Consider the following 18,373-nt stretch of genomic DNA (forward strand, 5'->3'; position numbering starts at 1 on the left):
TATACAACTATATAGTGAAGACAATTGAGAAAAGAAATGAAGAACTACAGTCACCAACAATCGCTTGGGCATTTAACTGGCTTAGCCAGTCGGCTCTTCAACCGATTACTCACAATACGCTTTAAAGACGCGGGTATTGATATGACTGCTGAGCAGTGGGGGGTCATTGTGGTTTTGAAAAACAGTGAGCCAATGACGCAAAGCCAGATTGGTGAACTGTTGTATTTGGAGAAATCCAGTGTCAGTCGTTCGATTGACGGCTTGGAGAAACGTGGTTGGATAGAGCGCCAGCGTTCTCCTCATGATAGCCGCAGTAAAATAGTTCTTCTTACAGAGAAGTCTCGCTGTGTCGTTGAACAGTGTGAAGCGATTGCAACGAGCGTTTTGCATGATGCGCAGCAGGACACCAACGAAATAGAACTACAGACAAGTAAACAAAATTTATCGAAAGTGATCACCAATTTAAGACAACTGAATCGATAAGAGTAACGTGAGACAGCCATAACATGCTGTCGTTATCTAACATTAAAAATTCATAAGGAAGTAACATGACTAAACGTAATGCATTAGTGACTGGTGGCGCGCGTGGTATTGGCGCTGCAACGGCAAAAGCGTTGGCTGAAGATGGCTATCGTGTATTCATCAACTATGTGAACAGCGCCACGATTGCAGAGCAATTAGCAGAAGAGATCCGTAGTAAAGGTGGTGAGGCTTTCGCGATTCAAGCTGACGTGCGCGATGATGAGCAGATCGAAGCGATGTTTGCAGCAGTGGACGAGCTTGGTGGTGTTGATGTGTTGGTATCTAATGCCAATATGAACTTTACCGCCAAGGCGTTTATCGAGCAGACCTGGGATGAGTTTGCACAAAAACTGAATGATGAAATGCATGCGGCCTACCAGACTGCTCAGCTAGCTGCTAAAAGTATGAAAGAAAAGCAATTTGGTCGTTTAATCTTTATTTCTAGTACATTGTCAGAGGTTCCTGCTCCGAACTTTATTGCGCATGGTACGGCGAAAGGCGCACTAGATAGCTTTAATAAATACCTAGCGCAAGAGCTTGGTCCATTGGGTATCACCTCCAACATTGTAGCGCCGGGTTTAGTTGAAACTGATGCAACGAAAGATGCACCATCTGAATTCAAAGAGATGATCAGATCATTCACGCCAACACAGCGTGTGGCGACACCTGAAGATGTAGCGAACACAGTGCGCTACCTTGCAAGTGAAGCAAGCTCGCATATTACAGGGACATACAACCCAGTCTGTGGTGGAGCATATATTCAGTAGTCTAATTCAGTATAAAAAGAGCCGCACTAGCGGCTCTTTTTCGTCAATCTAAGTCAATGCAATTACATAAATTCAAATTTGCCTTTCATCACTGCCCAGTGACCTGGGAATGAACAGAAGAATGAGTAATCCCCGCCAGCCGTCATATTTTCAGTGCTGAAAGTCACGCTGGTACTCTCGCCACCGCCGATCACTTTAGTGTGCGCGTAAACTCGCTCGTCACCCGGTTTTATATAGTTGTTTTCTACACCAGCAGACATCCCTTCAGTGCCGACTGCTTGCAGGTTTGCGGTATCCACGACGACAACATTGTGCCCCATCGATTGTGCAGGCAACTTACCAGTGTGGTTAAGCGTCAGAGTTACTTCTTTACAGGTTGCTGGCACGCTTAACGTTTGTTTAGAAAACTGCATCATGTCGTTGGCATCAATCGACACTTCACACTCTGCATTTGCTTGTGCGCCGAAACTCACTCCAACCAGAGCAAACGTTGCTGCTAATAAACGTAAAGACATATCACTTTCTCCATTTTTGTTTTGGGCTTACTGGACCAACGGATCCAATGGTTCTCATTATCATCTTATTAGGGTGTTGAAAATGTGCTTCAATCGATAAATTGACGTTTTGTTACGCTATTACGTAGTGAGTCGCGGTATTGATCACTGTATTCGGCTTAACGCTTCTTTTGAGCTTAACGACAAATACGTCCATGCTCTCAATCTGCTCGCTAATATTATTCGTCATCATCTGGCGAGATAATTAACGAGCATACTAAGCGTCATTTGGTCTCTTCATGTTTCATCAGGTTGTGGGTTAATTCGGTCGCTCTTTTTTTCGAGTACTTGATTGAATAACAACGCTAATAGGATAACCGCTAAGGCGAGCCAGGTGGTGTTTTTCACTGTATCGCCTGAAATCATGACACCGATTAGCACGCCAACTGTAGGCTAATTCAATGATAAATAATCACTATTTAACCGTAGGCCAGTTGGCTGAGCGCAGCGGCGTGGCGGCCTCGGCTCTTCGTTTTTATGAAACAAAAGGGCTCATTACTTCTATTCGAACCAATGGCAATCAACGTCGGTATTTGCCCTCTATGTTGCGTCGTGTGGCGCTTGTTCAAGTTGCTCAGTCGGTAGGTTTTACCCTTGAAGAGATCATTCAAGAGCTGAATGATCTACCCATGCACAAGTCAGCCACAAAACGAGACTGGGAGCGTTTTGCAAAAAAATGGCAACACGATCTCGATAGAAAAATGGCTAAAATTCAGTCTTTAAAAGATAACTTGACGGGGTGTATCGGCTGCGGTTGTTTGAGTATGGAACAGTGTGCTCTCTTTAATCCTAGTGATGAACTGCATGAACAAGGTTCTGGCGCGCAGAGGCTTACCGGCCATATGGAATGACGTTTTACTTGAATCTCAATCACTCAAGTCAGTGAGAGCGTGATCAATAGGTTTGCTATTTATATCGGACTGGTTTGACATTCGATATTTCACATATATGATTATTCATATGTATTGTGTGATTTGAGTTGAAAATGGTGTCTGATCCTCTCTTACTTTATAAAGCCCTTTCTGAAGAAACTCGTCTTAAGTCATTGCTTTTAATGCAGCAGCAGGGCGAGTTGTGTGTGTGTGATCTTATGAACGCGTTAAATCTTAGCCAGCCTAAAGTGTCTAGACACCTTGCTGAATTAAGAAAACATGGGTTGGTGCTGGATGATCGACGCGGAAAATGGGTTTACTACCGAATTAACCCGCATTTGGAAGGGTGGGTTCAACAGATACTTAAGATCACCCTTGAGCATAATTTTTCCGTCATCAAGAAAGAAGTGAGCGCGATAAATAGTATGTCGTGTTCGAATGACGATTAATCGACATTAGTACCACAATAAGTTGCCCTAAAGTACAAAAGTGATTGAGGCTTATATGAGTAATATTGAAAGTTGCGCGCAGGCGAGTGCCTCGCAAAGGATGAATTTTCTAGACCGCTACCTCACGGTGTGGATTCTGTTAGCAATGGCGGTCGGAGTTGGTATTGGCGTGCTATTCCCACAGGTTGCACAGTGGAATGAAAGTATGTCTGTGGGTTCAACGAACATACCGTTGGCGATTGGTTTGATCCTGATGATGTATCCGCCATTGGCGAAGGTTAACTATAGCCTGCTTGGTGAAGTCACTCGTGATAAAAGAGCGATAACGTTATCACTTGTCATGAACTGGATAGTCGGTCCTATCCTTATGTTCCTATTGGCGATCACTTTCTTACGCGATCAACCGGGTTATATGGTGGGATTAATATTAATTGGTCTCGCTCGCTGTATTGCTATGGTGCTTGTTTGGAACGATATTAGCGGCGGGAACAAAGAATACGGGGCTACCTTGGTCGCGTTAAACAGTGCGTTCCAAATAGTCACATACAGCTTTATGGCATGGCTGTTTATTACGGTGCTTCCACCTTACTTCGGCCTAGAAAGCTTCGTTGTCGATATCACCATTTTAGATATTGCGAAAAGTGTACTTATTTACCTTGGTGTGCCTTTTTTGGCAGGTTTTTTAAGCCGTAAATGGTTAGTGTCGGCCAAAGGTGAGCAGTGGTACAACGATGTGTTTATTCCGCGCATATCGCCGATCACACTGATTGCGTTGCTCGCGACGATTGTTCTGATGTTTAGCCTTAAAGGTGAAATGATCATTGAATTGCCAATGGACGTGTTTCGAGTGGCGATTCCTCTTGTGATCTATTTTATGGTGATGTTTTTCGTCAGCTTCTACATCGGTAAGCGAATGGGGCTACCGTATGATCAGAATGCTTCTATTGCGTTTACATCATCAGGCAATAACTTTGAACTCGCGATTGCGGTCTCTATCGCGGTGTTTGGTATTAATTCCGATCAGGCTTTTGCGGGTGTGATAGGCCCACTGGTAGAGGTACCTGTGTTGATTGCTTTGGTGAATGTCGCTCTAAGAATGAAACGTAAATACTATGCCTAGCAACTATGTTTAGCAGTAGGGCATTGCGACCAACAAAAGTACCTTGAGTATCAACATGAATTTTTATCATGTTGATATTGAGTGAATATCAACATGAAGTGCGTCGCATTATGGTTGAATAGGACTTTATCCATTTAGCAGTATGGAAGTCTATTTTGGCAAGGTTAACTATTCTAGATGGGGGAATGGGGCGCGAACTAAAACGCATTGGCGCACCTTTCTCCCAGCCCCTTTGGAGCGCGCAGGCGCTAATCGAATCTCCGCAGCATGTACAACAAGTGCACCGTAGCTTTGTTGATGCTGGTGCTCAAATTATCACCGTTAACAGCTACGCGTGTGTTCCTTTTCATCTGGGTGAACAAGGTTACGCAGAACAAGGGAAGGCACTCGCTGAAAAAGCGGCTGTTATTGCCCATGAGGTCGCCAACAATTCACCAAACAAAGTGCTGGTGGCTGGATCTCTCCCGCCAGTTTTCGGCTCTTACCGACCTGATTTGTTTCAAGCGCATAAGGCATACGAGGTAAGTAACGAGTTGTTCACTGCTCAAGATGAGTACGTAGACATCTGGTTAGCTGAAACACTATCCAGTATTGCGGAAGCGCAGGTAGCCGCTCAGGTTTTCGCTCGTAGCGATAAGCCTTGCTACTTTGCTTACACTTTACAAGATGAAGCGCATCAGTCAGCACGTTTGCGCTCTGGGGAGCTGGTTTCGGATGCCGTTGAAGCGCTATTAGAGACGGATGTTCAAGGGATCTTTTTTAACTGCTCCATACCTGAAGTGATTGAGCAAGCGATTAAGGACGTAAACACTGTTCTACATCGCACGGGTAAAGCACTCACCATTGGTGTTTTTGCTAATAGTTTTGCGCCGATTAAATCTGAACATAAAGCAAATGACACAATTCAAGAGCTACGCCATTTCTCTCCAGACGAATACCTAGAGTTTTGCAAAGTGTGGCACCGTCTTGGCGCTGAGATCATTGGTGGGTGCTGCGGTATCGAGCCAAGTCATATTCAAGCACTAACGAAATGGAGAGACTCTCTTGAAAAATCTTAATTTCGGCTTGGCTATTCCTGCCATTGTATTAGTTCTAGTGGTTCTGTCCGTGTCCACATTGTTCCCGCAGCAGTCTCAGGCTGTCGCTGGGAATGCCATGAAGTTTGTCACGAGCTGGTTTGGTTGGTTAGTAGAACTGGCTAGCTTGGCATTAGTTGTTTTTCTGTTCTGGTTGGCTTTCTCTAAATATGGATTGATTCGTTTAGGAGACGAAAAGCCCGAATACTCTAACTTTTCTTATGGCGGTATGATTTTTACTGCTGGTGTAGGGGCATCTCTTATCTATTGGGGAATAGGAGAGCCCATGTATTATTTACAGTCGCCTCCTATGTTTGCAGAGCCCAACAGCTATCAGGCCGCCGCTTGGGCAGTAACGTACTCTATTTTCCACTGGGGAATTACAGGTTGGGCAATCTACTGTTTTCCAGCCATCCCATTTGCTTACGCGTTTTATGTGCAGAAAAAGCGCACGTTAAAGCTATCTACTCTGTGTGAGCCTGTTGTTGGTAAAAACCGTACCGTCGCTAAATGTATCGATCTATTAGCGATTTTCGGCACCCTTGCAGCTTTCGCAAGTTCACTTGCCCTGACCGTAACGCTTTTGAGTACGGGTGTTTCAGAGCTATTTGAAATTGAAAATAGCTTGCTACTACAAGGCAGTATCATTGTTTTATTTGTTGCAGCGCTATTGGCTGTGATGCTGGTGGGTTTTAACAAAGGGATCAGCAAAGTCTCTGATTACACAGTTATTGCCGCCATTGCTTTTGCTGTCTTTGTCCTGTTTTCTGCAAATGCACAGTTCATTTTAAATAATTTTACTGATGCTATTGGCGTGATGCTAGACAGCTATTTCCGTATGTCATTGTGGACGGACCCAGTTCAACAAAGTGGTTTCCCACAAGGGTGGACTCAATACTATTGGTTTTGGTACTACGCATATTTGATCATGATGGGGCTGTTTATCACTCGGATATCTCGTGGTCGCACCATTCGAGAGTTGATCCTATACGCTATTTCTATGGGCTCGCTTGGTTGCGCTTTCTTTATCTCCATCTTTGGTGGATACGCGATTTGGGCGCAACTTTTTGGCGGCTATCCAATCCAAGACTGGATGAGCGACGGTGGGCTGACTTTCGCGGTGGTCTCTCTAATCAACACCTTGCCTGAAAAGAATATGGTCTTGGCAATATTCTTAGTTATTCAGTTTTTCTTGATGTTGACCACTATGTCGAGCGCTAGTGTTGCGACATCTATGCTCACCACTAACCAGCTTACGTTGAGCGGAGATCCAGATAATAAAGTGAAGTTACTTTGGGCTGGAGCGATTTCTCTTATCAGTTTTAGTGTCTTTTTAAGTGGAGGAGGCATTGAAACTATCAAATCTTTATGTGTTGTTGCAGGCCTGCCAATGATGTTCATATACGCGATATTGATACGACAACTGATGATGCAATTATCGGGAGAGGTAACGTCAGAGCAGCAAGAGAGTGTAGTAGAACCCCAAGAGCTTCCAGCATATCAATTCAAGTAAATGATAATGCCATGGCTTGAACAAACCAGTCGATAAAAAGACTAGTTAGCGCAAAGGCATGGCATTTTTCTACGAGTTTGACACTACCGCCTTTTTCATCAGGCGGTAGTTTTCTTATTTAATCACGCAATAGTTTTTTACAAGCTGTGCGGATCACCCAGAGCTAGCGCGACTTTTGACGAAGGTCGCTTTCCTAATGCCTGGCAAATTTGCCAACCTGCTTCATTGATGATGTTGAGGTCAACGCCTGTTTCAATGCCGAGCTGTTCGCAAAGATAAAGCACATCTTCCGTTGCGACATTGCCACTGGCCCCTTTTGCGTAAGGGCAGCCGCCCAAACCAGCTACCGCACTATCAATGGTATTGATCCCCATCAGCAAGGCTTGGTAGATATTGGCTAGTGCTTGCCCGTACGTGTCGTGGAAGTGCACGGCTAACGCATCTTTGGGTAGCTGCGTTAACAATGATTCTAGCATGGCGATAACGCGATTAGGCGTCGCTTTGCCAACGGTGTCACCGAGCGAAATCTCGTAACATCCCATATCAAACAGCGTATTCGCTACCGCGGTGGTTTGCTCTGGCTTGATGTTTCCCTCGTAGGGGCAAACCATGGTGCAAGACAAATACCCGCGCACTGGAATGTTATGTTGCTTTGCAAGCTCGATAACCGGTTCAAAGCGAGAAAGGCTTTCGGCAATACTGCAGTTGATGTTTTTCTGGCTGAACGCCTCTGAAGCGGAGCCGAATACCGCAATTCGCTTTACACCACTTTCGAGCGCACGCTCTAACCCTGCTAGGTTGGGAGTAAGCGCACTGTAAACCACATCAGGTTTTTGCGAGATACCAGCAAACACCTGATCAGAGTCTGCCATTTGTGGCACCCATTTCGGCGAGACGAAAGAGCCCGCTTCAATGTGTTTTAAGCCACTGCTGCTTAACTGATTGATTAAACGGATTTTATCAACCAGCGTTACAGCAGTTTCATTTTGTAGGCCATCACGCGCGCCAACTTCGATGATATTAACCTTCGCTGGTAGCATATTCTCGCTCCTTATCGACACAATCACTTTCTGGCGCAGAAGCCAAATGCAGCAATATTGAACCGTGCTGTACTTGGTCTCCATGTTGATAAAACACTTCATCAACGGTCGCTGCTACCGGAGCGGTAATGGTGTATTCCATCTTCATCGCTTCGAGCACTAACAACGGATCACCAGCCGCTACTTTGTCTCCCTTATTCACCATGACCGCCGAGATCACACCGTTCAGTGGCGCGGTTGGGCTAAGTTCATCGTCTTGACCTTTTGCGGATTCAAAACTTGGTTGGTGAGTAAAGGTACGTTGCTGACCAAGATAAAACAGCGTTGTCTTTTGTTCGTCGTTGAGCGCGTTAAAGGTGTAACGCACATTATCGATATCGACGATAAACTGATTGCCACTTTCAAGCAGGATGACCTGATGTGAATCCTCACCACATCGGATAGTGAATTGGTTCAAATGCTGAGGTCCTGTTTCCTGAGAGGATTGCTGCAAGCGTACCTGATGATTGGCATTGGCATCCGTGAAGTTAAATCGATAAACGTTGTCAACCGACAGTCTAAAACCTTGTTTGGTTGGCGCGGGTAACGTTGAGCTGTCTGATTTTGAAATGAGATCATTCCAGCGAGCAACGGCAGCCAACGTTGGCCAGATAGAGTCCGACACATTTTGTTGCGCGCTGATGCCTTGCTGATGTTTAACCAAGAAGTCGGTATCAAGTGCGATATTGGCAAAGGCTGGCTGCGAAATAATGCTGTGCAGATAACCAATGTTTGTCGTTACTCCACGCACGTGATACTGAGTTAACGCCTGTTTAAGCTGCTTTAGGGCGATATCACGTGTTTGCCCCCAGACGATCAGTTTGCTGATCATTGGGTCGTAGTATTCGCTGATGGTATCGCCTTGAGTAACACCGCTATCAACACGCACACAAGCTAAGCGCACATCGTTGTCTGAAACGGGCTCATGCAAGTAATCAATTCGGCCAGTCGATGGCATAAAGTCGTTGTCAGCATCTTCGGCGTAAATTCGCAGCTCGATTGAATGACCGTTGTGGGTGATTTCAGATTGCGAGATCGGTAAATGCTCACCAGCCGCAACTTTGAATTGCCATTCAACCAAATCAACGTCGGTGATTAATTCAGTGACAGGGTGCTCTACTTGCAGACGGGTATTCATCTCCATGAAATAGAACTGACCTCGGCTATCGAGCAAGAATTCAACCGTACCGGCGCCAACATAGTCGATTGCTTGGGCGGCCTGAACCGCGGCTTCACCCATTTGTTTACGCAGTTCATCACTCAGACCGGGTGCTGGTGCTTCTTCGACCACCTTTTGGTGACGACGCTGAATGGAACAATCGCGATCAGAAAGATAGACGCAGTTGCCATGTTGATCGGCGAATACCTGAACTTCAACGTGGCGAGGCTGCAATATGCATTTTTCAATCAGAAGCTGCTTATCGCCAAAACTAGAAAGTGCTTCACGCTGCGCGCCATCAATGGCTAACGGCATTTCAGCGGCACTGTTGACCACTCGCATGCCTTTACCGCCGCCTCCTTGTGTCGCTTTAAGCATCACTGGATAACCGATTTTTTCCGCTTCAGCCAATAAATGCTCAACGCTGTTGTCTGTGCCGTGATAGCCCGGAACCAAAGGCACGTTCGCCTCTGACATAATTGCTTTGGCTTGCGACTTCGAGCCCATCGCTTCGATGGCGCTGGTGGGTGGGCCAATAAAAACGATGCCATTTTCGCTGCACGCTTTGGCTAGTTTCGGGTTCTCAGAGAGAAAACCATACCCAGGGTGGATAGCATCAGCTTGCCATTTTTTCGCTGCGCTGATAATCGCATCGATATCGAGATACGATTCACCTGCCGGAGCAGGGCCGATAAATTCAGCAAAATCCGCTTGTTTAACATGTAAACTGCTGCGATCCGCTTCGGAATAGACGGCAACCGTCTCTATAGCCATGCTTTTTGCGGTTTTAATGATTCGGCAGGCAATTTCACCGCGGTTTGCGATCAGTATTCTTTTAAACATGATTCCTCCAATTGGCGGCGCGCTTTTCAAAAAACGCAGTCAGCCCTTCTTGTCCTTCGCTGGACACGCGGGCGGTTGCTATAGCTTGGCTAGTGTATTCAATTAATGAGTGATCGATAGGTTGGTTATCACAACGTAAACAAAGTGCTTTTGCCGCCTGCATGGCTTGTGGGCCATTATTAAGCAGGTGCTCAACCATACGGTTGACCGCCTCTTTTGTCTGGGGAGCGATTAGATGAAGAATGTTCATCGAAAGCGCAGTCTCGGCATCAATCAGTTCCGCGGTTAAAAAATAGCGTCGGCTTTGTCGTTGTCCAATTGCTCGGATTACGTAGGGACCGATGGTCGCGGGCAATAAGCCGAGTTTCACTTCACTCAAACAGAAGCGACTTTCAGGTGTACCGATAGCGATATCGCAGCAGCAGATAAGCCCAAGTGCGCCGCCAAATGCAGCGCCATGCACCTTAGCAATGGTTGGTTTGCTAAAGGTATCCAGCGTATGCAAAAGTTTTGCTAGTTGCTGTGCATCTTGAAGGTTTTCACTCTCGGTTTTGGTGGCCATTGACTGCATCCAGCTAAGGTCTGCACCCGCTGAAAAGTGTTTCCCTTGCGCCGTTAATACTAACGCGCGTAGAGAGTCGTCTCGCTCAAGTTGTTCCAAGGTTTCGATAAGTGAAGCAATCAATTCATCATTAAACGCGTTGTGTTTCTCTGGTCGATTCAGGCTCAACCAGGCAACGCCATTGCTGTCTTTTTCAAGCAGTAGTCCGGTCATGTGACTTCCTTTGTCTGACATTTCAGTCTGATATTCCAATACTCGCTAACCAGTACTCGGATAAACATCGGTGGATAGCGAGAAGTTAAGGTTTGCCTTGCATCCGGCTACATGCGGAAGATGCCAAATTTACTGTCTGGTATTGGTGCATTAAGCGCAGCAGACAGAGCAATACCCACAACATCACGTGTTTTCGCAGGGTCAATAATGCCGTCGTCCCACAGTCGCGCACTGGCGTAGTACGCATGGCTTTGAGTCTGGTACTGCTCAGCGATAGGACGCTTAAACGCTTCTTCTTCCTCTGCGCTCCAGCTTTCACCTCTGCGCGTTTTGATATCGCGAGTCACTTGCGCCATCACGCCAGCCGCTTGCTCTCCACCCATTACGGAGATGCGCGCGTTTGGCCACATCCACATCATGGTTGGATCATAAGCGCGTCCACACATGCCGTAGTTGCCTGCGCCATACGATCCACCAATAACCACGGTAAACTTCGGCACGTCTGCACACGCAACAGCAGTTACCATTTTCGCGCCATGCTTGGCGATGCCTTCGGCTTCGTACTTCTGACCGACCATAAAGCCCGTGATGTTTTGCAAGAAAAGCAGAGGAATTTTGCGCTGTGCGCACAGCTCAATAAAATGTGCGCCTTTCTGTGCAGACTCTGAGAATAGAATGCCGTTGTTAGCGACAATGCCAATCGGCATGCCGTGAATATGAGCAAAGCCACAGACTAAGGTTTCACCAAAGAGCGCTTTAAATTCATCGAACTGGGAATCATCAACAATTCGAGCAATCACTTCTTTTACATCAAACGGCTTTTTCAGATCGGTACCTACGATGCCGTACAATTCTTGTGGCGGAAAACGCGGTTCTTGTGGCGCTTTTTGCTTGAGTTGGACGGATTTCAAGTGGTTGATTTGAGATACAGCTTGCCTTGCCAGCTCTAATGCATGGTGATCGTTTTCTGCGTAATAATCGGCCACACCAGAGGTACGGCAGTGAACGTCTGCGCCACCAAGATCTTCCGCGCTGACTTCTTCGCCAGTGGCTGCTTTTACCAGAGGCGGACCCGCTAAGAAGATTGTGCCTTGCTCTTTTACGATGATGGAAACGTCACACATCGCAGGCACGTACGCGCCGCCAGCGGTACATAGCCCCATTACCACCGCAATTTGCGGGATACCTTTGGCCGACATACGGGCTTGGTTATAGAAAATACGACCGAAGTGGTCTTTGTCTGGGAAGACTTCATCTTGGCGGGGGAGGTTTGCACCGCCAGAGTCGACTAAGTAAACGCACGGCAGTTGGCATTTTTCTGCAATTTCCTGTGCGCGTAAGTGCTTTTTCACCGTAAGTGGGTAGTAACTACCGCCTTTTACCGTCACGTCGTTGGCGACGATCATACACTCGGTGCCGTCTATTACACCCACGCCAGCAACCACGCCAGCGCATGGCACGTAATCTGGATACACATCCCAGCCAGCAAACTGACCGACTTCTAAAAAGGATGAACCAGGGTCGAGCAGGGAAAGAATACGCTCACGAACCGGAAGTTTGCCTTTCTTCTGCTGATGCTCGCGGGCTTTCTCACCGCCACCATCTTCGATTTGGGCAGTCACGGTATAGAGTTGATCCACAAGAGACGCCATAGAGCGGTAGTTTTCCTGATACTGCTCTGAATGGGTATTAATATTGGTCGTCAAACAAGCCATAAATAGCCGATCTCCATTCGGTAGACGGGTGAGAACACCCGTCTTTATTTAGGTTGAGTAAGATTTAGGTTGATTACGAAAGTGTTTTTGAGTCGGGACGCCTGGGCTGACTATTAGGCGCTTTCATTAAACAATTCGCGACCAATAAGCATGCGTCGAATTTCTGAAGTGCCGGCCCCGATTTCATACAGCTTGGCATCTCGTAGCAAACGGCCGGTATCAAACTCGTTGATATAGCCGTTACCGCCAAGTAGTTGAATCGCATCCAAAGCCATTTTTGTTGCGAGTTCTGCGCTGTAGAGGATCGCACCAGCAGAATCTTTACGTGTGGTTTCACCGCGATCACAAGCGGCTGCGACTGCGTAAACATAGGCTTTAGCTGCATTCATCTGTGTGTACATATCAGCGATTTTTGCTTGCACAAGCTGGAATTCACCGATGGATTTGCCGAACTGTTTGCGGTCGTGAATGTAAGGCACAACGATATCCATACACGCCTGCATGATGCCAAGCGGACCACCGGCAAGTACCACACGTTCGTAGTCCAAACCGCTCATCAATACTTTCACGCCTTGGTTTTCTTCGCCGAGAATGTTTTCCGCAGGGACTTCGCAGTTTTGGAATACTAGTTCACACGTATTCGAGCCGCGCATTCCCAACTTGTCGAGCTTCTGTGCCTGAGTAAATCCAGGGAATCCGCGCTCTATAATAAACGCGGTAATGCCTTTCGCATTTAGGCTTGGCTCAGTCTTGGCGTACACAACATAAGTGTGAGCATCTGGGCCATTAGTGATCCACATTTTGTTGCCGTTGAGCAGGAAAATGTCGCCTTTACGTTCCGCTTTAAGTTGCATAGAGACTACATCGGAACCTGCTCCGGGCTCGCTCATTGCTAGCGCGCCAATATGTTCACCGGAGATGAGCTTAGGTAGGTATTTCTCTTTTTGCGCTTGTGTGCCATTGCGGTGGATTTGGTTGACACAAAGGTTGGAGTGAGCGCCGTAACTTAATGCAACCGAAGCGGATGCTCGGCTGATTTCTTCCATAGCAATCACGTGGGCGAGATAGCCCATGTTTGCGCCACCAAACTCCTCGCTGGTGGTCACACCTAAAAGACCCATGTCACCCAGTTTGGACCAAAGTTGGTTAGGAAAGTCGTTAGATTGGTCGATAGATTGCGCTAAAGGCGCAATTTCTCTTGCAGCAAAACTATTGATTTGCTCGCGTAGCAAATCGGTATTTTCATCATAAACAAAGTTCAGGGAAGAGTAGGTAGATTTCATTGCGTGTCCTTGCCTTTACGTCACCTACATCCCCGTACTGTGATTAATAATAAGGGGGATCAGGTGACTTTTTCGCCTTTCATGGAGCTCAGTGTATTTTCACATCGCAACTTGGCTGCATTTAACTCCATCATTACCGCTTGGATGTCATTCGCTTGCTGTTGCAATGTCGCCTTCTTCTCTTCGATCAACCGAATCATGTAGTTCAACTGCTCAGTACTTTGATCGGTATCGTAGAGTTCAAATAACTCTTTGATATCTGCAAGAGAAAAGCCCAATCGCTTACCTCGCAAAATCAGTTTTAGTCGAATTCGATCGCGACCATTGTAGATTCGTGTGTTGCCTTTACGCTCTGGTGTTAACAGCCCTAAGTCCTCGTAAAAGCGGATACTTCGGGTTGTAATGTCGAACTCTTTCGCGAGTTCGCTGATCTTAAATGTATTCATTCACTAACCTTACGACTTTCGTATAACATTCATACGAATATACAGTTCGTTAACGTTAAAGTAAATATACACTAGCACCCCTGGAGCGTTGATATCACTCGCATTTAAACAAAACAAACGAGCCACTCGAACAAACAATAACCTCAAACTTGACGTTAACGTAAATGTTAGTATAGTTATGACGTAAACGTCAACAGAAGGTTAACGAAATGAAAAATGAAACATGGATTGTTGCCGCTAAACGAACGCCTATCGGCTCTTTTCAAGGGGCACTAGCTTCAACCGATGTCACTCAATTAGGCGCGAAAGCAATTCAAGGTGCGCTAGCCGAAAGCCAGCTAGATGCAGAAAAGATTGATGAGGTCTTGATGGGCTGCGTACTCCCAGCCGGTGCGGGTCAAGCGCCCGCAAGACAGGCCAGTTTAAAAGCGGAAATGCCACAATCGATTGGTTGTACGACGCTGAACAAAGTTTGCGGATCTGGTATGAAGACTGTGATGCTGGCTCATGACCTTATCCAGTCTGGCAACGCGAATGCGGTTATCGCGGGTGGTATGGAGAACATGTCTTCCTCTCCTTATCTATTAAAGAAAGCGCGAGAGGGTTTTCGCTTGGGTCACGAGCAAGTGCTCGACCACATGTTTTATGACGGTTTGCAGGATGCTTATCAAGGAGAGTTGATGGGCGTCTTTGCTGAACAAACCGCGCAAAAGTATCAATTTAGCCGTGAAAGTATGGACACTTGGGCGCAGCAATCTGTCACTCGTGCTCAGCAAGCGATTGAACAAGGCCTGTTTAAAGAAGAGATTGTTCCCGTTAACGTAAAAAGCAGACGCAGCGAAATAGTTGTGGCCGACGACGAACAGCCGAGCAAACTGGATGTAGAGAAAATTCCAACCTTGCGCCCTGCATTCGCTAAAGATGGTGGCGTAACGGCAGCAAACTCAAGCTCAATTTCTGATGGTGCATCGGCAATGGTCTTAGTTGACAGTGAATTTGGTCGTCAGGAAAACCTGCAACCTCTTGCCAAAATCGTGGCGTACAGTACGCATGCAAGACAGCCAGAAGAGTTCACCATCGCGCCGGTATTTGCCATTGAAACCCTGTTGGAAAAAACAGGTTGGGACAAATCAGATGTTGACCTTTGGGAAATCAATGAGGCTTTTGCCGTTGTGACTCAATACGCAGTAAAAGCGTTCGAACTGGACGAAAGCAAAGTGAATCCACGCGGCGGCGCATGTGCTTTAGGCCACCCAATTGGTGCAAGTGGTAACCGAATCCTGGTCACTCTGATTCATGCTCTGAAACAGACAGGCGGTAAACGCGGCGTTGCATCGCTTTGTATTGGTGGTGGCGAGGCAACCGCAATCGCGATTGAACTCTGCTAAATCATTTTCAACAAAGTTTCAACTACACAACAGACCTTACTAAAAGCTGAAAATACAAGGATGTCATCATGACAGAACAAGTAAAGCAGTATATCGGTGGTGAATTCGCCGCTTCCGACTCAAAGCAATGGCTAGATGTAACCAACCCGGCAACCAACGAAGTGATAGCGCAAGTACCTTGTGCCACGGAATCGGAAATGGACGCGGCAATCGCCAGCGCGACGGAAACGTTTAAGCGTTGGAAAGAAGTGGCAGCGCCAGAGCGTGCGCGACTCATGCTGCGCTACCAACATCTACTAAAAGAGCAGCATGACGAGTTGGCAATACTGCTTTCCAGCGAGACAGGTAAAACCCTTGCGGATGCAAAAGGTGACGTTTGGCGTGGTATTGAAGTGGTGGAACAAGCCGCGAATATTTGTAGTTCAATGATGGGTGAAACGGTTGAAAACGTCGCAACGAACATTGATGGATACTCTTATGTTCAACCGCTTGGTGTTTGTGCTGGTATTACGCCGTTTAACTTTCCAGCGATGATCCCGCTGTGGATGTTCCCAATGGCAGTGGCTTGCGGTAACACCTTCATTTTGAAGCCGTCAGAACAAGTGCCGCTTACCGCGATGAAACTGGCAGAGCTGTTTGAACAAGCAGGTGCACCAAAAGGCGTCTTGCAAGTTGTGCATGGTACGAAAGAGCAAGTTGACCGCATTCTAACCGACCCAGTGGTTCGCGCGATCTCTTTCGTGGGTTCAGTGCCAGTCGGCGAGTATATCTACAAAACGGGTACTGATAACTTGAAGCGCGTTCAATCATTTGCGGGTGCGAAGAACCATACGGTGATAATGCCAGACGCGAATAAACAGCAAGTGATTAATAACCTTGTTGGCGCATCGGTTGGTGCGGCAGGGCAGCGCTGTATGGCGATTTCGGTCGCGGTGTTTGTTGGCGATACCAAAGAGTGGATTCCAGAGCTTAAAGAGGCGTTATCTCAGGTTCAACCTGGCGCGTGGGATGACGAAAGCGCGGGTTACGGCCCACTGATCAGTCCTCAAGCGAAGCAACGTGTCGTGAATCTGATTAGCGAAGGCAAAGCGGCGGGCGCGAACTGTGTGCTGGATGGTACGGACTGCACCGTAGACGGTCTGCCTAACGGCAACTGGGTTGGACCAACGCTGTTCACTAACGTAACAACAGATATGTCGATTTATCAGGAAGAGATTTTTGGCCCAGTGCTGCTGACAATGGAAGTCGACAACTTAGATGAGGCCATTGAACTAATCAACAATAATCGTTTTGGTAACGGCACATCAATATTTACGGCCAATGGCGCCGCAGCGAGAAAGTATCAGCACAACATTGAAGTGGGTAACGTGGGTATTAACGTGCCAATTCCGGTGCCATTGCCGTTCTTCTCGTTTACCGGTTGGAAAGGCAGCTTCTATGGCGATCTGCATGCGTACGGTAAGCAAGCAGTACGCTTCTACACGGAGACAAAAACCGTGACTTCTCGCTGGTTTGAAGATGATATCCCAAGTGGTCCCAATATGACCATTCAACTGAAATAATCACTCTATTTAGCGACATTGGTAGCCAAGTTGTGACATCGGCTTGGCTCCGTTCGATTGACACAATTCATAGCTTAGGATTTCGAGATGGATTTTGAATTAAATGAAGATCAGCTAGCGTTTGCAGACGCCGCCAAACAGTTTTCAGATCAAATGCTCGCGCCACATGCGGCGGAATGGGATGAAACTCACCACTTCCCTAAAGATGTGCTTCGTCAGGCGGGTGAACTGGGTTTCTTAAGTATCTACACGCCTCCAGAGCACGGTGGTTTAGGGCTTTCTCGCCTCGATGCCGCCATTATTTTTGAGCAGTTAGCCATGGGTTGTACCGCAACCACAGCCTTTATGACCATCCACAATATGGCGACGTGGATGATCACTAGCTTCGCCACACCAGAAGTGGCAGAGCAATTTAGTGCGGATTTAGTGTCAGGCGAGAAGCTCGCCTCATATTGCTTAACCGAGCCCAATGCAGGGTCTGATGCGGCCTCCCTTAAAACCAGTGCGGTACGAGATGGTGACGAATTCGTTTTGAATGGGGCAAAAGTCTTTATTTCAGGCGCGGGCGATACAGACGTGTTGGTCGTGATGGCACGCTCATGCGGTGAAGGCGCGGGTGGTGTGTCTGCCTTTATCGTTCCTGCTGATAGTGAAGGCATTAGCTATGGAAAGAAAGAAGCCAAAATGGGTTGGAACTGCCAGTCAACACGAATGATCACCTTCGAAAATGTGCGTATCCCCGCAGAATACCTATTAGGAGAAGAGGGCGAAGGCTTTAAATTCGCCATGCTTGGTTTAGATGGTGGTCGAATCAATATTGCTACTTGCTCGGTCGGCACCGCGCAACAAGCACTCAATGAAGCCAAGCAATACATGACCGAGCGTAAGCAGTTCGGACGTTCACTGGCACAATTCCAAGCATTACAGTTCAAACTGGCTGATATGGCGACAGAGCTGGTGGCAGCGCGCCAAATGGTGCGACTCGCCGCCGCAAAACTGGACGCGAAACACGCAGAAAAAAGCGCCTATTGTGCAATGGCGAAACGCTTTGCCACCGATGTGGGTTTTAAGGTGTGTGATCAGGCGCTGCAAATCCATGGCGGCTATGGCTACATCAAAGAATATCCAGTCGAGCGTCATTTCAGAGACGTTCGTGTTCATCAAATCCTTGAAGGGACTAATGAAATTATGCGTCTGATTGTCGCAAGACGCTTACTCACGGAAGGCGTTGAGCTGGTCTAGAACGGAAC

17 protein-coding genes are annotated in these 18,373 nt (G+C 47.1%); 10 read left to right on the plus strand and 7 right to left on the minus strand.

Features of this window, described 5'->3' with window-relative positions; all coding sequences use genetic code 11:
- Window positions 1-36 precede the first annotated feature (36 nt).
- Window positions 37-483 (plus strand): MarR family winged helix-turn-helix transcriptional regulator, encoded by a 447-nt coding sequence (locus VNE01S_RS13145; protein WP_053394539.1) that lies wholly within the window; start codon window positions 37-39, stop codon window positions 481-483.
- 65 nt (window positions 484-548) lie between these two features.
- Window positions 549-1,289 carry an SDR family NAD(P)-dependent oxidoreductase gene (locus VNE01S_RS13150; protein WP_053394540.1) on the plus strand — a complete coding sequence of 247 codons (741 nt, stop codon included), beginning with the start codon at window positions 549-551 and terminating at the stop codon, window positions 1,287-1,289.
- A 62-nt stretch (window positions 1,290-1,351) separates the two neighbouring features.
- On the opposite strand, the gene azu is transcribed toward VNE01S_RS13150, so the two are convergent.
- Window positions 1,352-1,804, minus strand: coding sequence for an azurin (gene azu, locus VNE01S_RS13155; RefSeq protein WP_053394541.1), 453 nt, complete (start codon window positions 1,802-1,804; stop codon window positions 1,352-1,354).
- Window positions 1,805-2,244: 440 nt separating this feature from the next.
- Here azu and soxR point away from each other — a divergent pair, with 440 nt between their 5' ends.
- The 5 genes from soxR (at window position 2,245) to VNE01S_RS13180 (ending at window position 6,873) form a co-directional block, all read left to right on the plus strand.
- On the plus strand, window positions 2,245-2,694 hold the full coding sequence (gene soxR, locus VNE01S_RS13160) for a redox-sensitive transcriptional activator SoxR (protein ID WP_053394542.1): 450 nt from the start codon (window positions 2,245-2,247) through the stop codon (window positions 2,692-2,694).
- Window positions 2,695-2,828: 134 nt separating this feature from the next.
- A complete protein-coding gene (locus VNE01S_RS13165) occupies window positions 2,829-3,164 on the plus strand; it encodes a metalloregulator ArsR/SmtB family transcription factor (RefSeq protein ID WP_053394543.1) in 336 nt (111 codons plus the stop codon).
- A 55-nt stretch (window positions 3,165-3,219) separates the two neighbouring features.
- Window positions 3,220-4,284 (plus strand): ACR3 family arsenite efflux transporter, encoded by a 1,065-nt coding sequence (arsB, locus tag VNE01S_RS13170; protein ID WP_053394544.1) that lies wholly within the window; start codon window positions 3,220-3,222, stop codon window positions 4,282-4,284.
- Window positions 4,285-4,439: 155 nt separating this feature from the next.
- Window positions 4,440-5,342 (plus strand): homocysteine S-methyltransferase family protein, encoded by a 903-nt coding sequence (locus VNE01S_RS13175; protein ID WP_053394545.1) that lies wholly within the window; start codon window positions 4,440-4,442, stop codon window positions 5,340-5,342.
- Window positions 5,329-6,873: a BCCT family transporter gene (locus VNE01S_RS13180; RefSeq protein WP_053394546.1), complete on the plus strand. Its 1,545-nt coding sequence runs from the start codon at window positions 5,329-5,331 to the stop codon at window positions 6,871-6,873. Before VNE01S_RS13175 ends, VNE01S_RS13180 begins: the two co-directional genes overlap by 14 nt.
- Window positions 6,874-7,010: 137 nt before the next feature.
- Here VNE01S_RS13180 and VNE01S_RS13185 read toward each other — a convergent pair whose 3' ends face one another.
- The 6 genes from VNE01S_RS13185 to VNE01S_RS13210 form a co-directional block, all read right to left on the minus strand.
- Window positions 7,011-7,913, minus strand: a complete 903-nt coding sequence (locus tag VNE01S_RS13185; RefSeq protein ID WP_053394547.1) for a hydroxymethylglutaryl-CoA lyase — start codon at window positions 7,911-7,913, stop codon at window positions 7,011-7,013.
- Window positions 7,894-9,954, minus strand: coding sequence for an acetyl/propionyl/methylcrotonyl-CoA carboxylase subunit alpha (locus VNE01S_RS13190; protein ID WP_053394548.1), 2,061 nt, complete (start codon window positions 9,952-9,954; stop codon window positions 7,894-7,896). The genes VNE01S_RS13185 and VNE01S_RS13190 overlap by 20 nt, the downstream gene beginning before the upstream one ends.
- Window positions 9,947-10,729 carry an enoyl-CoA hydratase/isomerase family protein gene (locus VNE01S_RS13195; RefSeq protein WP_053394549.1) on the minus strand — a complete coding sequence of 261 codons (783 nt, stop codon included), beginning with the start codon at window positions 10,727-10,729 and terminating at the stop codon, window positions 9,947-9,949. The genes VNE01S_RS13190 and VNE01S_RS13195 overlap by 8 nt, the downstream gene beginning before the upstream one ends.
- A gap of 107 nt (window positions 10,730-10,836) precedes the next feature.
- A complete protein-coding gene (locus VNE01S_RS13200) occupies window positions 10,837-12,381 on the minus strand; it encodes a carboxyl transferase domain-containing protein (protein WP_373278564.1) in 1,545 nt (514 codons plus the stop codon).
- Between the two features lie 176 nt (window positions 12,382-12,557).
- On the minus strand, window positions 12,558-13,727 hold the full coding sequence (locus VNE01S_RS13205; RefSeq protein WP_053394551.1) for an isovaleryl-CoA dehydrogenase: 1,170 nt from the start codon (window positions 13,725-13,727) through the stop codon (window positions 12,558-12,560).
- 59 nt (window positions 13,728-13,786) lie between these two features.
- A complete protein-coding gene (locus tag VNE01S_RS13210) occupies window positions 13,787-14,173 on the minus strand; it encodes a MerR family transcriptional regulator (protein ID WP_053394552.1) in 387 nt (128 codons plus the stop codon).
- A gap of 209 nt (window positions 14,174-14,382) precedes the next feature.
- Here VNE01S_RS13210 and VNE01S_RS13215 point away from each other — a divergent pair, with 209 nt between their 5' ends.
- The 3 genes from VNE01S_RS13215 to VNE01S_RS13225 all read left to right on the plus strand — a co-directional run bounded on the left by VNE01S_RS13215 (window position 14,383) and on the right by VNE01S_RS13225 (window position 18,365).
- On the plus strand, window positions 14,383-15,561 hold the full coding sequence (locus VNE01S_RS13215; RefSeq protein ID WP_053394553.1) for a thiolase family protein: 1,179 nt from the start codon (window positions 14,383-14,385) through the stop codon (window positions 15,559-15,561).
- A gap of 68 nt (window positions 15,562-15,629) precedes the next feature.
- Entirely contained in the window at window positions 15,630-17,123 is a 1,494-nt protein-coding gene (locus VNE01S_RS13220) for a CoA-acylating methylmalonate-semialdehyde dehydrogenase (protein ID WP_053394554.1), read from the plus strand.
- A gap of 87 nt (window positions 17,124-17,210) precedes the next feature.
- On the plus strand, window positions 17,211-18,365 hold the full coding sequence (locus VNE01S_RS13225; protein ID WP_053394555.1) for an acyl-CoA dehydrogenase family protein: 1,155 nt from the start codon (window positions 17,211-17,213) through the stop codon (window positions 18,363-18,365).
- Window positions 18,366-18,373 lie beyond the last annotated feature (8 nt).

The sequence above is a fragment of the Vibrio nereis NBRC 15637 genome (assembly GCF_001591105.1).
In the GTDB taxonomy this organism is placed as follows: domain Bacteria; phylum Pseudomonadota; class Gammaproteobacteria; order Enterobacterales; family Vibrionaceae; genus Vibrio; species Vibrio nereis.